At 62.6% G+C, this 14,612-nt stretch carries 9 protein-coding genes and 1 pseudogene; 4 read left to right on the forward strand and 6 right to left on the reverse strand.

The window, feature by feature from the left end; translation table 11 throughout:
* Window positions 1–217 precede the first annotated feature (217 nt).
* Entirely contained in the window at window positions 218–1,186 is a 969-nt protein-coding gene (locus tag QMK17_RS04960; protein WP_283507333.1) for a HAMP domain-containing protein, read from the forward strand.
* Here QMK17_RS04960 and QMK17_RS04965 read toward each other — a convergent pair whose 3' ends face one another.
* Window positions 1,187–1,690 carry a metallophosphoesterase family protein gene (locus tag QMK17_RS04965; protein ID WP_283507334.1) on the reverse strand — a complete coding sequence of 168 codons (504 nt, stop codon included), beginning with the start codon at window positions 1,688–1,690 and terminating at the stop codon, window positions 1,187–1,189.
* A 46-nt stretch (window positions 1,691–1,736) separates the two neighbouring features.
* Entirely contained in the window at window positions 1,737–5,030 is a 3,294-nt protein-coding gene (locus QMK17_RS04970) for an error-prone DNA polymerase (protein ID WP_283507335.1), read from the reverse strand.
* Window positions 5,031–5,252: 222 nt separating this feature from the next.
* Between QMK17_RS04970 and QMK17_RS04975 the strand changes: the two genes are divergently transcribed.
* Together QMK17_RS04975 and QMK17_RS04980 are read left to right on the forward strand one after the other, a co-directional pair.
* Complete coding sequence (locus QMK17_RS04975) at window positions 5,253–7,382, forward strand: MMPL family transporter (RefSeq protein ID WP_283507336.1); 2,130 nt, start codon at window positions 5,253–5,255, stop codon at window positions 7,380–7,382.
* A 123-nt stretch (window positions 7,383–7,505) separates the two neighbouring features.
* On the forward strand, window positions 7,506–9,506 hold the full coding sequence (locus QMK17_RS04980) for an SDR family oxidoreductase (RefSeq protein WP_283507337.1): 2,001 nt from the start codon (window positions 7,506–7,508) through the stop codon (window positions 9,504–9,506).
* Window positions 9,507–9,518: 12 nt separating this feature from the next.
* Here the strand turns inward: QMK17_RS04980 and QMK17_RS04985 are convergent.
* The 4 genes and pseudogenes from QMK17_RS04985 to QMK17_RS05000 all read right to left on the reverse strand — a co-directional run.
* Window positions 9,519–9,848: pseudogene (locus QMK17_RS04985) on the reverse strand (hypothetical protein); the annotation flags it as partial.
* 49 nt (window positions 9,849–9,897) lie between these two features.
* A complete protein-coding gene (locus tag QMK17_RS04990) occupies window positions 9,898–10,668 on the reverse strand; it encodes an alpha/beta fold hydrolase (RefSeq protein WP_283507338.1) in 771 nt (256 codons plus the stop codon).
* 32 nt (window positions 10,669–10,700) lie between these two features.
* Window positions 10,701–12,254, reverse strand: a complete 1,554-nt coding sequence (locus tag QMK17_RS04995; RefSeq protein ID WP_283507339.1) for a DNA polymerase Y family protein — start codon at window positions 12,252–12,254, stop codon at window positions 10,701–10,703.
* The gene (locus tag QMK17_RS05000; RefSeq protein WP_283507340.1) at window positions 12,251–13,177 is read right to left on the reverse strand and encodes a hypothetical protein; all 927 of its coding nucleotides are present in this window, start codon (window positions 13,175–13,177) and stop codon (window positions 12,251–12,253) included. Before QMK17_RS05000 ends, QMK17_RS04995 begins: the two co-directional genes overlap by 4 nt.
* Before the next feature lie 216 nt (window positions 13,178–13,393).
* On the opposite strand from QMK17_RS05000, the gene QMK17_RS05005 reads away from it, so the two are divergent.
* Complete coding sequence (locus tag QMK17_RS05005; RefSeq protein ID WP_283507341.1) at window positions 13,394–14,611, forward strand: serine/threonine-protein kinase; 1,218 nt, start codon at window positions 13,394–13,396, stop codon at window positions 14,609–14,611.
* The last annotated feature ends 1 nt before the right edge of the window (window position 14,612 follow it).

The raw sequence follows: 14,612 nt of genomic DNA on the forward strand, positions 1-14,612 counted from the left end.
CGAGCTGCACTACCCGCACATGGTGGAGCGGATGCGCTCGGAAGCGCACGTCGGGCCGGGCAGCCACGGTGGTCACACCACCGAAGTACTCGAGCAGGCCCGTCGAGCACCACTTGCAACCAGCGACGACGAGCACTCGGGCGACTGACCGCTTGCAGGGAAGGCGAAAGCCGAGGCTTCTCAGATCACTCTCAGTACTGCACGCGATACTGTGGCGATGCCGACCTCGACCGAACCCAGGCCGAATCGGCGTAATCGCCTGTTCTCGTTGCACGGCCGGATTCGTCTGCTGACCATGAGCCTTGCCGCGCTTGCCGTCGCAGTCAGCGCCCTGGCCATCTATGTGGTGGTGGAACAATCACTACGCGATCAGTTGGCCGATCGAGTCTCCCGCAACGCCGACGCCTTGTTGACAGGCGTGGACAAGGGCCTTCCGCCGACCCTCTACGGCTTCGGAGTCGGCAATGCCGACGGACCGGCCATCAAGGTTGCGGCGGTCACCTCCGACGGAGAATTCGTCACCTTCACCACCGAATCACGTCCGTTCACCAATTCTTCGGGGGTTCTCGACAAACCAGAGCAATCCGTCGTGGACGGCAACGCGCAAGATTCGCTACGCGAGGTGCGCGGGTACATGCTCGCTGCCAAGAGGACATCGGCGGGTGAGACCGTCATGGTCGCCGAATCACTCGAGTCGAATGCTCCGCTCCTGGGCAAACTGACTCTCGCGCTCGTCACGATCGGCGCGTTCCTCGTCGCGTTGGCGGGCATCGCGGGCGCTGCGGTCGCGCGGACAGGTCTTCGTCCGGTGAAACGATTGCGCAACGCGACCGAGCGGGTGGCGCGGACGGGCGATCTCGAACCCATCGTCGTGAGCGGAGACGACGAACTCGCCTCACTCGCCACCAGCTACAACGAAATGTTGTCTGCGTTGACGATTTCCGGTGCTCGGCAGAACAAGTTGATCACTGACGCGGGTGAAGAGCTGATGGAACCGCTACAGACGCTGAGGTCGAAGATCGACATCGTCATGGCGTTGGATGCAGCCGATCCACCTGTGTTGAGCCAGGCGGAGCAGGACGAACTGCGTGCAGGTGTGATGACCGATATGGACGTGATCATTCGCCTGGTGCACGACCTCGTCGACCAGGCTCGCGAGATGTCACCTACAGCTCCGGAGCTGTGATCAGCGGCTGGGTTCGATGCGATGCAGTTCGACGTACCGTAGGTGTTTCTGCTCGATCGTCGCCGTCATGTAGGTGCAGAACGGCTGCCTTCGGCGGTCGGTGGGCGACCCAGGGTTCAACAGCCGGAGGCCGGTGCCCGTCACCGTGTCCCACGGGATGTGACTGTGCCCGAATACCAGAACATCGATCTCCGGGTACTTCTCGGACATCCGCTTGTCGCGACCGGGCGTGGGTCCGGTCTCATGAACGACGCTGATGCTCACCCCGTCGATGGTGACGTCTGCCCGCTCCGGCATCCGAGCACGAAGTTCGTCGCCGTCGTTGTTACCCCAGCATGCGATCAGCCGAGTGGATCGTGCGTTCATCTCTTCGAACAAACCGATGTCGACCCAGTCTCCTGCATGAAGGACGACGTCCGCCGACTCCACCGCGACCCAGACTTCCTCGGGCAGCTCGCGGGCGCGCTTGGGTACATGGGTGTCGGCGAGGAGCAGAAGTTTCACGCAGTCCAGTGTGCCTGGAACGTTGAAGATCCTCATCTGGAATCACTCACCGGAAGTCTCTGGACTTGGACTGCACCCGCAGGTCCATGAGTTGCAGATGATCGGCAACTACCGTGGCAGCGCCCTCCGCGTTCTGTACCTTGCCCCTGATGAGAAGAGCTGGAGCAGTGAGCGCCAACTTCCGATATTTCGCCCATAACCCCACCGAACACACGACGTTGATCATTCCCGTCTCGTCCTCCAGATTGACGAACGTGACCCCGCCTGCCGTCGCCGGACGCTGACGGTGCGTCACCGCACCGCCGACGAGCACGCGGTCACCGTCGGGAACCTGCAGCAACCTGTTGGCCGGGAGAACACCCAACGCATCGAGTTGCTCACGAAAGAACTGGGTCGGATACGAATTCGGCGAGACACCGGTGGCCCAGACATCCGCCGACGCCAGATCGAGATCGCTCATGCCGGGCAGAACCGGCGCGTGCGTCGACGCCCCGATACCGGGGAGAAGGTGTGGACGCTCCCCTGCCGCTGCACCTGCGGCCCACAGAGCTTCCCTTCGGGTTATGCCGAAACATCCGAGAGCGCCTGCGGTCGCGAGAGACTCGGCTTGCGACGTGGACAGTTCGACTCTCCCGGTGAGGTCGAGGAAAGATGTGTACGGGCCTTCCAGTATCCGCATCTCGACGATGCGTTCGGCGAGATCTTGACCGATGTGTCGCACGTCCGCCAGACCCATACGGATCTCGAGTCCACCGCCTGCGAGATCGGCGTACCACGAGCTCGCATTGACATCGGGGCCATGGACCTGCACTCCGTGGCGTCTCGCATCGGCAACCAGAGACTGCGGGGAGTAGAAACCCATCGGTTGAGCCCGCAGCAACCCGGCACAGAACGCAGCAGGATGATGCAGCTTGAACCACGAGGAGTAGAACACCAAAGAGGCGAAACTCTGCGAATGACTTTCCGGGAAACCGAAGTTCGCGAAAGCGGACAGTTTCTCGTAGACGCGATCCGCCGCGTCGCCGACGACGCCGTGCAACTCCCTCATACCGTCGTAGAACCGCCCGCGCAGCAACTCCATCTTCTCTGGTGAACGTTTCGATCCCATGGCACGCCGGAGTTGGTCGGCGTCGGCTGCACTGAAACCCGCGACATCGATGGCCATCTGCATCAACTGCTCTTGAAAGAGAGGCACACCGAGAGTGCGATCGAGCGCCTTCTTCAACGAAGGATGGTCGAACGTCACCGGTTCGAGTCCGTTGCGGCGCTTGATGTACGGATGAACCGAGCCACCCTGGATGGGACCTGGCCTGATCAACGCCACCTCGACTACGAGGTCGTAGAACTCGGTCGGCTTGAGCCTGGGCAATGTTGCCATCTGCGCACGGGACTCGACCTGAAAAACACCAATCGAATCGGCTCGCTGCAGCATGTCGTAGACAGCTTTTTCGCTCAGATCGATGTCGGCGAGGTCGATCCGGATTCCTTTGTGCTCGTCCACCAGATCGATCATGTAGTGCAGCGCCGACAACATACCCAGACCGAGCATGTCGAACTTGACCAATCCCACTGCAGCACAGTCGTCTTTGTCCCACTGCAGCACGCTTCGATCGGCCATCGTTGCCCATTCCACCGGACACACGTCCGCGATGGGTCGGTCGCAGATCACCATTCCACCGGAGTGGATGCCGAGGTGACGCGGGAAACCCTCGATCTGCTGCGCCAACTCGAGTACGGGCTTCGGAATGTCGCTGCCGTCCTGGTCACCGATGTTCGACCAACGTGTGACCTGCTTGCTCCACGCATCCTGTTGACCCTGGGAGAAGCCGAGCGCGCGAGCCATATCGCGCACCGACGACTTCCCGCGATACGTGATCACGTTCGCTACCTGCGCGGCATACGAGCGTCCGTATTTCTGGTACACGTGTTGAATTGCTTCCTCGCGCCGATCGGACTCGATGTCGACGTCGATGTCCGGCGGGCCGTCCCGCTCCGGAGCAAGGAACCTCTCGAAGAGAAGCTTGTTGGCCACAGGGTCGACGTTGGTGATCCCGATGGCATAGCAGACGGCCGAGTTTGCCGCCGATCCCCTTCCCTGACAAAGAATGTCATGATTCTTACAGAACGACACGATGTCATGGACGACGAGAAAGTAACCGGGGAAATTCAACCTTTCGATGATGTCGAGTTCGTACTCGATCTGCGCGTACGCCGCTGGATGTGACGACGGGGAGCCGTATCGACGCATCGCACCCTCTAGAGCGAGAGTGCGCAGAAAACTGATTTCGGTGTGCCCTTGCGGTACGTCGAACGGCGGGAGCTGCGGTGCGATCAGCTTCAGATCGAAGGCGCACTCGCGTCCGAGTTCCGCAGAAGCGTGTACGACGCCTGGATAATGCCTGAACAACCTCGCCATCTCGTCTCCCGAACGCAGATGTGCCCCACCCGTCGGCGGCAGCCATCCCGACGCCTCGTCCAAGCTGCTCCGGCCGCGCACCGCCGCCATCGCCATCGCCAGACGCCGATTCTGCGGGGATGCGTAGTGCGCAGCCGTCGTGGCAACGACCGGAAGGGAGTATTGCGTCGCCAACTCGAACAGGACGTCGTTGCGCTCGTCGTCCTCGGGCATACCGTGACGAGTCAACTCGACGGTGACACGATTCGCGCCGAATCGGTCGACGAGATCCCGCAGTGCCACCTCGGCTGCGGCCGGCCCGCCGCCCTGCAATGCAGCTCGAACATGCCCTTTTCTGCACCCAGTGAGAATCTGCCAATGCTCACCTGCTGCATTTGCCAGGGCATCGAAGTCGTACTGTGGCTTGCCTTTGACCCCTCCGGCGAGGTGCGCTGTGGCTATTGCACGTGAGAGCCTCCTGTACCCCTCCTGCCCTCGCGCGAGTACCAACAGATGCGAGCCGTCCGGGTCGAGTTCGCCTGCCCTCGACTTCACCGTCCCCAACGACAACTCAGCGCCGAACACCGTCCCGATTTCCAATGCCCTCGCAGCTTCCGCGAAACGCACGACGCCGTAGAAGCCGTCGTGATCGGTGATGGCGATGGATTCGAGACCGAGCCGCACAGCTTCCTCGACCATGTCTTCCGGTTGGCTCGCGCCGTCGAGAAAACTGAACGCGGAATGAGCGTGCAGCTCGGCATACGCTGTGGTCGCGGCTGGGGAGCGAGTCACGGTGCCCTCGTATGCGCTTCGCTTACGTGACCAGGCCGGGCTGTCCCCACCATCGCCGACAACCTCGGGTTTCGCAGGCGGCGTAGGCGTAGGTCGCCCGGACAGCACCCGTTCCATTTCCGACCACGTCGGGGGACCGTCGTTCCAACCCATCAGGCCTCCTGTCGGTAGCGCCGGGCATGCTCCACAGGGCAGGCTGCACAGGGCAGGCTGGGACCACGCGGGCCAGACCGACGAACTCGAATGGCGGGGAAGACATCATTCGAACGTATGTTCCCATTAGAGCTCACAGCACCGACAGAAATCAATCCGTGGGACCGAGCCGATAAGCTCGCCCAGGTCGTCGCTGCACCCGAGAGAGCCGGAGAAAAGAACGTGACACGTTGGGCCTCGTTCGTCGTTTCCCACAAGCGGTGGGTTCTCGCCATCGCGGTTGTGATCGTCGCGCTCAGCGGCGTCTGGGGGATCGGCGTGTTCAGCAAACTCAGCGAAGGCGGTTTCGTCGATCCAGGTAGCGAAGCAGCCGAGGTCAGCTCACTCGTCTCGGGACTCGGCCAGCCGACGCCGGACATCGTCGCCATCTACACAGCCCCCGAGGGCAAAACGATCGATGACATCGGCCCCCAGGTCACCGCCGTTCTCGACGAATTCCAGAGCAAATACTCCGTCGAGAACGTCACCTCCTACTGGACGGCGAACGCCGCCGCCAAGGAATATCTCGTCTCGAACGACGGCACCAAAGCACTCGCCACCATCACCCTCGGCCCCGATTCGGGCATCACGTTCTCGACGTTCGCAGACATACCGCCCCAGTTGGTGGTACCCGATGTGACCTCACAGTTCGCAGGCGGTTCGGTGGTGGGAGTCTCCTTCAGCACCACACTTCAAAGCGATCTCGTTCGATCCGAGGCCATCGCCATCCCCATCACCCTGATTCTGCTCATCATCATCTTCGGCGGGGTCGTCGCGGCCGCAGTGCCGGTATTCGTCGGCATACTGAGCGTTGTCAGCGCGCTGGCAATTCTACGAGCGCTGACAACGGTCACCGAAGTCAGTTCGTTCTCGATCAACGTTGCATCACTGCTCGGTCTCGGCTTGGCCATCGACTACGGACTGTTCATCGTGAGCCGATATCGCGAAGAGATGCGCGCGGGCGCCGAACCGACCGATGCCGTGGTGCGAACGGTTCTCACCGCAGGCCGCACCGTCCTCTTCTCGGGGCTACTGCTGATCTGCGCGTTCGCCGGCATGCTCGTGTTCCCGCAACCCGTCGTCAAATCCCTCGGATTCGGTGCGATGGCAGCTGTCGCCGGAGCCGCGATTCTGTCCTTGACGGCAGTCCCCGCACTTCTCGCGATTCTCGGTCGACGCATCAACTCGCTCACCTGGAGCAAAACCGCGTCCGATCGCGGTGAGGCGCGAGCACAGAAGTTCTGGGGAGGCGTCGTCACCCAGGTGATGCGCAAACCCGGCATCGTGGCGATCGTCATCGTCGCGGTGCTTCTCGTATTGTCGGCGCCGATTCTGAAGATCAACCTCGGCGAGGTCGACTACACGGCGCTACCGAAGAACGACCCCGCCCGCGTTGCCGTCGAGACACTCAACACCGAATTCCCCACCACCGGCGAAGGCGCCACCATCGTCCTCCGCGGTACCGACGGGCAGAAACCGCAGGGCTCCCCCATCGCCGACGTCACCACGCAGGCCGAAGCCGTCGACGGTATCGCGCGCGTCGAATTCTCCGGATCCGCTGACGATTACGTCGCACTCCAGGCGACGTTCAGCGAACCGATCGACGGCGAGACCGAAGTCGAATCCTCGAGTGATGCCGTCGCGAGCCTGCGCAAGATGACCCCACCGCAGAACACCGAGATACTCGTAGGCGGATCACGCGCACTCGTCGACGACGGCAATGCCGCGATCGCGAAGTGGCTGCCCGCGATGATCGCGATCATGGTGATCTCGACCCTCATCCTGCTGTTCCTGGCGTTCGGATCGATCGTCCTACCGATCAAGGCCGTGCTCATGGCAGGACTGAGTCTCGGCGCGACGTTCGGCGTACTCACCTGGGTGTTCCAGGAAGGGCACGGCGCGGACCTGCTCGGCGTCACACCGGCACCGTTGGAGGCGACATTCGTCGTCCTCATCCTTGCCGTCGTATTCGGGCTTTCCACCGACTACGAAGTGTTCCTGATGTCACGCATGGTCGAAGCACGTGCAGCAGGTGCGACGACCGAGGAAGCGGTGATTGTCGGCGCTCAGCGCACCGGACGCATCGTCACCGCTGCCGCCCTCATTCTCATTTTCGTCACCGGTGCCTTCACCATCTCCGAATTGTCGATCATGCGATTCCTCGGCCTCGGCATGATCCTCGCGCTCATCGTCGATGCCACCATCATCAGAATGCTGCTCGTGCCGTCGTTGGTGAAGTTGATGGGTGAAGCGAACTGGTGGGCGCCTGCGTGGATGAAGAAGGTTCACGAGAAAGTGGGAATCGGGCATTAGCCGCTGCCCCGTTCCGCCGTGTTCGGACCGAATGCCTCCCTCAGGCACTCAGAGTGACCGAGGGCGTCATTCGGTCACCGGTAGGAGTAGCCCAACAACTTACTAAGGAGTAAGTTAGCCCCTATGGCGAATTACATCGTTACCGGCGGTACGGGGTTCCTCGGGCAGAATGTGCTCCCGCTTCTTCTGGAGCGTGATCCCACCGCCGAGGTGCACGTACTGGTTCGCCCACAGTCCATTGCCAAGCTCGAACAGCAGGTTTCCACGCTGGAGGGCAAGGACCGCGTACATCCGCTCGTCGGCGATCTCACCGAACCCGGACTCGGTGTCAAGGAAGAACCGTCAGGCATCGACCACATAATCCATCTCGGCGCCATCTACGACATGACGGCAGGCGACGAACAAGCGTCGACCAACGTCGACGGCACCCGCGCGATCGTCGACCTCGCAGTCCGCACCGGCGCCAGGCTCCATCACGTGTCTTCCATCGCCGTGGCGGGCGACTTCCGCGGACACTTCACCGAGAACGACTTCGACAAGGGCCAAGGATTTCCGACGGCCTATCACCGAACAAAGTTCGAGTCCGAAGAGATAGTCCGTGAGTCCGGGGTCGATTGGCGCGTCTACCGACCGTCAGCAATTCTGGGTCATTCCGAAACTGGAGCGATCGACAAGATCGACGGACCGTACTTCTTCTTTCCATTCTTCGCCGAGCTCGCAAAACTACCTGCCGCGCTTCCCATCACCGTTCCGGACATCGGTTCAACCAACGTCGTCCCCGTCGATTACGTAGCGGCCGCCCTCGTCGAGCTGGTTCACCGTAATCCTCAGGGTCGAAGTGTCTTCCATCTGGTCAATCCCGAGCCTCAGTCGATGCTAGAGGTGTACAGCGCATTCAGCGCGGCCGCGGGCTCGAAGGCCCGAGTGGTAGGAATTCCAGGGGCGGTGGCCGCGCCGGTGGTCTCCCCCCGCCTCGATGCCATCCGAATCGGCCGCAATGCGCTCCTCACCCGCTTCGGCGTGCCCCCGGTCATGCTGGACCACCTAACGCTGCCGACGGTGTTCGATTCCGAAGCCACGCAGAATGCACTGAGCGGCAGTGGAATAACTCCGCCGCCTCTGACTGCCTACGCCGACACGCTGTGGAAGCACTGGAAGCGCGCGCTCGACCCTGACCGTGCACGGAAGCAGGATCCCCGCGGCCCACTCGTCGGGCGGCACATCGTCATCACCGGCGGATCGTCCGGCATCGGCCAGGCGAGCGCGGAGGCCGCAGCGCGTAAGGGCGCAACCGTAATCCTGCTCGCACGCGGCGCCGAACAGCTCGACGCGGTTGTTGCCGAGATTCGCGCGAGCGGCGGCGACGCGTACGGCTATCCGTGCGACATCACCGACACCGAATCAGTGGATCAGACCGTGAAAGCCATTCTGAGCGAACATGATCACGTCGACATGCTCGTCAACAATGCAGGAAGATCCATTCGCCGGTCGTTGTACCGATCCACCGATCGATTGCACGATTTCGAGCGCACCATGGCCGTCAACTATTTCGGAGCGGTTCGCCTCGTTCTCGCCTTGCTGCCGCAGATGCGCGAGCGCCGCTTCGGCCATGTGGTCAACATCAGTAGCGCGGCGGTGCAGAGCCATACGCCACGCTTCGCGGCCTATGTCGCGAGCAAGGCCGCTCTCGACGGTTTCGCGGAAGTTGCAGCAGCCGAGACACTTTCCGACGGAATCAGTTTCACCACCATTCACATGCCGCTTGTAGCGACGCCGATGATCACGCCGACCGGCGACAAGAACGTCGGCCCTGTCGTGTCACCGGAGAAGGCAGGAGCGATGGTGATACGTGCGTTGATCGACAAGCCGAAGCGTATCGACACACCGCTGGGAACCCTCGGTCAGTTCGGGAGCATTTTCACGCCCAAGGGCAAGGACCGCACGATGCACCAGTTCTATCGCCGCTTCCCCGATTCGGCTGCAGCCCGGGGGGAGAAGACCGAAAAACCATCCATTCCAACCGATTTCGCCCCAAAGAAGCAGTACGACGCTTCCACGCCCACCGCACGTGTGGCCAAGTTGGCGCGTCGACTGGGCCGAGTGGTGCCGGGCGCCAACTGGTGACCGCCGGAGAGATCAATGCCGGAGAGCGCGAATCCACACTCTACCGAATCCGGCTCCGAGGTATGCCGAGGAGCCGAGCGCCAGAACCCATTTGGTGGCGCTGACGGCAGTCGTCGTCCGCACCAGCGCGTCGGTAATGTGCTCGGGGTGGTCCAGTAGGTGCAGTCCGACGAGGTTTTCCATATAATCGCCGGCAGCGGACACCACCGGCGCGAGCGTAAGTAGTCTCACTGTCGTGGGCGGCAACGGTGTCAGCTCAGCGAGTCTCGTTGCTCCTACACGGAGGGCAGCGGCATAGATCGCAAGATGGACGAAATCCGGGTAGTAGTGGCTTCGGAATCGACCAGACGATGAGGCGAGTATCTCGCGAAGTCAGTCCCATATGCCGATACTAGAGTCCCCGCTCACCCGATCGATCACGCATCAGGAACGGCAGCACCGCAGCCTCGAAATCTCGGTACTTGTCACGATGAATACTGTGGCCGGAGTCGAACGGAACGACGGTGCACTCCTGGATTTCACGAGCCATCAGGTCCAGACGCCGAAGATCCACCATCCCACCAGGTCCGCCGCGCAACACCAGAGTCGGCGCTGCTATTTTCGGCAGATTGTCCCACCACAGCGCATTGGCTCGACGAAACTGCGCGAGAGCAGTTTTCGTCATCGATCGGTCGAAGGCGAACACCGCTCGTGGATGTCTGACGACGCTTGTCCCTGCATGCAGTAGTTCCGTGAAGCTCGGCATACGTCCCGCGAGATTCGGTGGCGCATCACCAGGACGGATGGGGATGGGCATCTCCTCCAACACCAGTGACCGCACCAGATCGGGTCGTTCCTGAGCAACCACCGACACCGCGTAGCCGCCGAGCGAATGCCCCACCAGATCTACGGAGTCCAGGCCGAGGTGATCGATCACCGCGGCGATATCACTACCGAAGGAATCGAACGAGTAGTCGGCGGTGTGCGCACTGCGCCCGTGTCCTCGGAGGTCGACCGATATCACCCGGCGACCGGCGACCGTCAGCGCAGCGGCAAACCTGTCCCAGGTACCTGCGTCACCGCCCATACCGTGCACGAGCACCACTGGTACTCGATCGGATCTGCCGGTGTCTCGGTAAGCGATGGCAACGCCGGACACGTCGAGTACATCCACATCCGTCATTCGGACCAGGCTAGACGGAGCGTGGACATGCCCTACTCGTAGATGCCTTCTACTCGCCATTCGTCGCCGTCGTAGACCAACAGCACAGCGCGGTGCTCCTCGAACAGCACCTGTAACCGAGCTCCCTGCATACCCGTGATCGGATCCCACCACCGTTCGTCCATCGGCCACGGGCCAGCCCAGCCCAGCAGCGGCCACTTCTTGCTCCCCCATCGAAGAACAACAGGGTCAGCGTCGAAACCACCACGCGCACCGATATTCACCCCGTTACCGTCGATGTCTTCCAGTATCACGCGGGGGCAGTTGTCCATCACGGCAGCAGGAGCAGGTTGCGGAAGCCTGCCCGGCCACGGCGCCGATGGATCGGACAGCGGAACCAATTCGTCACCGAGGCTGCGGAGTGTCACTCGCTCCACCGGCCCACGCCCGCCACTCAACACACCGATTTTGACCGCATCGCCGCCGAGCAGGCCCTGCACCCGCACCAAGGCGCGTTTGACTCGTTCGTCCTCGTCGCCGACGCTCCCCCACAGCCCCAACTGAAGCTCTGCGGCAGCGACGACCTCCACCGGTTCGAGTCGAAGGACAGTGATGCCCGCAGTCGGCTTGCCCTCGCTACGCCCCGTGAGCCAACCGTCGAGCTGCCACCGAACCCGATCAGCGGTCCCCTCCGGGGTCAGCGGCTCGGCGCACCTCCAGATACGGGAGAGTGTCTCACCGTTTCCGGTGGACGCGTATACGAGAAGTCGAGTACAGGCAACCGCGGCGGCAGCCAGCTTCGTATGCAGCTTTTCGGCCATTCCGCGTCCGGCGAATGCAGCTGCATCCACGCGATCTATCGGTGGATCGCATTCATGATCGACGTTCAGATCAGGAGGGAGTGCACGAGCAGAGGGTGGGCGTTCCGGCTCTCCTCTCGCGCAGCGATGCGCCAGCACCGCATCCGTTCCGAACCGGGAAGCCACATCGCCCGGAGTGAGCGCAGCGAAATCTCCGATGGTGCGTAAGCCCAAACGTCGCAACAGATCGATCAGCTCTTGGCGATCCTTGGCGGCAAGACTCGGCTCGGCGGCAAGCTCGGCAACCGGTAACGGCGCAAGAAACCGTGCCGCCCCTTTCCGCGGGACGACTACAGCGTGCCGCGCCGCGATGACCGCCGTCGTCAACTCGTCGGCGATGCCGATCTGGCATTCCACCCCGGCACTGGCTGCCTGGTCGATCAATCTCTCGGCAGCCTTGTGTTCTGAACCGAAGTACCTGCTCACACCGCGCGCTCCGAGGATCAACAGACCTGGCCGCAGCACCTCGACTCCTGGTGCCGCAGCATCGATGGCTGCAGCAACCGGTTCGAAGAGGCGTCCGTCACGATCCGAATCCGCGGTCATCACGTGCACGTCGGGACAGCGCGCCTGTGCCTCTCGTTTGCGGAGACCGCGTCGCACTCCTTCGGCTCGCGCCGTGGCGGAACACGCGATCACCCGGTTGGCAGAGACCACCGCAACCGGATGGGTGGCAGGTAGATCGGCGACAGCGGCAGCGGCGACAGCGGGCCAGTCCGGACACCACAGTGCCAGCACCCGGCTCATGCCAGCACCGCAAACCTGCCGATGGGCACCGTGACGGACAGACCGGCATCACCCGGCGGCGCCTCGAACCATTCGACGCGACCGTTCTCGGACCGCAGATCGAAACACGTGCTGCGGGTACGCATCGCCTTTCCCTGGGCGCGCACTTCGAGTCGCAGATTTCGTAACCTGCCACGCCCGGATCGCTCCCCCGTCCCGACTCCGCCGACGCTGCGCACCACGGCGTCGAGACGTAGTTCGACGCCGTCCCAGTGCCCGTCCGTGACGAGAAGCGTTGCACCTTTGCTTCGGGCACGCGCCACGACGGCACGCGCCCTCGACGGTGGCACAGACCTTCCGCCCAGACCCAATACGACGAGATCCAAGCCGTCCAGCAGGATGGCCGCGACCTCCACCGGATCGTCGCCAGGATCGGGAACAACTGCCAAACGATGCAACTGGGCACCCATCTCGGCAGCAGCGAGCAAACCGAACCGCGGTTGACCCACCACTGCCACATGCCCACCCGATGCGGTGACTGCGGCGACCATTCCCAGCAACAGAGAACCGGCACCGGACACCGATGCCACCGATCCGCGAGCCAGACCGCCGTGAGGGAACAGGGACGCGAGCGCTCCGGGAACCGCCAGCACCTCCCGACTCGGCATCGTCCGGCCCGGCATCCTCCGGCCCGAAACCTCCGGCACGGACTCTTCCGCCGACTCTGCCTGGGGAGAATCTGCAGGGGGAGAATCTGCTCGAACCGGTCTCGACTCGGCTCGGCTCGACTCGGTGGGATACGCGGCGGATCGCACTTCTCCGCGCGAAGGAACCGACGCCATGCGTCGCCGCAAGTGTTCGACGCGCTCCGGCAACGACAAGTTGGCCAGAACGATATCGGGCAGAGATACACCATCAGCGGCGGCTTCGGATGAAACGGACATGCTCAACTCCCCAGAAGATCGATGAAAGCAGGCACTCGTGCCCATCCGGAGGCGACGGGGAAGTATCGCTTTCGAACAGACTTTCGAACTCCCTTTCAGTAAAGCCGCTGCAACCACCCCAGTCAAGATGAGGATGAAAACGCTGGTGAAGGGCACGGCTACTCGAAGAAATCACCCATGCGGGCACCGGTGCCCTTCGTCAACTAACCTGTGGTCGTGACCGACCAGCAGCGCACCGTAAGGGTCGTCGGACCCGACTACCTTCTCGCAGGCAGATACCGCCTTGCCTACAAGCTCGGCGGCGGCGGAATGGGCGCCGTCTGGCTCGCGCAGGACACACTCATGGGCCGCAAGGTCGCTGTCAAACAGGTCACCTCGACGGCGCATCTGAGCGATGCAGCTGCACGGGAGGTACGCAACCGAGCGATGCGTGAGGGCCGCATCGCCGCCCGCCTCACAAGCCTCCATGCGATCGCAATGCACGACGTCGCGATCGAGGACGGCGAGCCGTGGCTGGTCATGGAATACATGCCATCGCGAAGCCTGGCTCAGGCCCTGAACAGCACGGAGTTTCTGCAGCCGTACGAGGTGGCGCAAGTCGGCGCGCAGGTGGCGGACGCGCTCACCGAGGCCCACGAAGCAGGCATCGTCCATCGCGACATCAAGCCGGGAAACATCCTGATCGCCGACCGCGGACGAACACTCGGGATCGTCAAGATCAGCGATTTCGGTATTTCACGCGCAAAAGGGGACGTCGAGGAATCGGATTCGAGTGTCATCACCGGAACGCCTGCGTACTTTGCACCCGAGGTGGCCCGCGGACAGGATCCCACTGAAGCGAGCGACGTATTCTCGCTCGGTGCCACGCTCTACACGGCCACGGAAGGACGGCCGCCATTCGACATCGATCAGGATTCCATCGCACTGCTTCATCGTGTCGCCAGGGGCCAGATCATCAGACCCACCAGGTCGGGCGATCTGACGCCGGCACTCCTGCACATGCTCGAACCCGACCACACGCGCCGCCCGACGATGGCTCAGGCACGTGACGAGATCATCCGGGCCGCCATCAGCAGCCGCGGCCACATTGCAAATCTTCGAGGCGTCCCGATCACCTCCTCCGACGGGACCGTTCCCGCCTGGGCGCACCGATCTACTCCCGTCGCCGAAACCCGGCGTCCCTCCAGGGAATTCGGCAACACCATCGCAGGCCTCCCCGCGGTACGCTCCGGTGGATTGTCCGATGATCAGACCCCCAAGCCCTATGCCCCGCCTGCATTCGATCCGCCGAAGAAGAAGAATCCACTCGAAGTTGTCCTCGACCGTATCGACGACGTAGTGGGAGACAAGGTCGACATCTCGCCTGAAGTCATCTTGGCCGTCCTCGTCGCGGTGGGCGTCCTGTTGATCGTGCTCATCATCGCGATTCTCTGAT

Origin of the sequence: Rhodococcus sp. G-MC3 (assembly GCF_030063335.1) — a bacterium.
GTDB lineage: Bacteria > Actinomycetota > Actinomycetes > Mycobacteriales > Mycobacteriaceae > Rhodococcoides.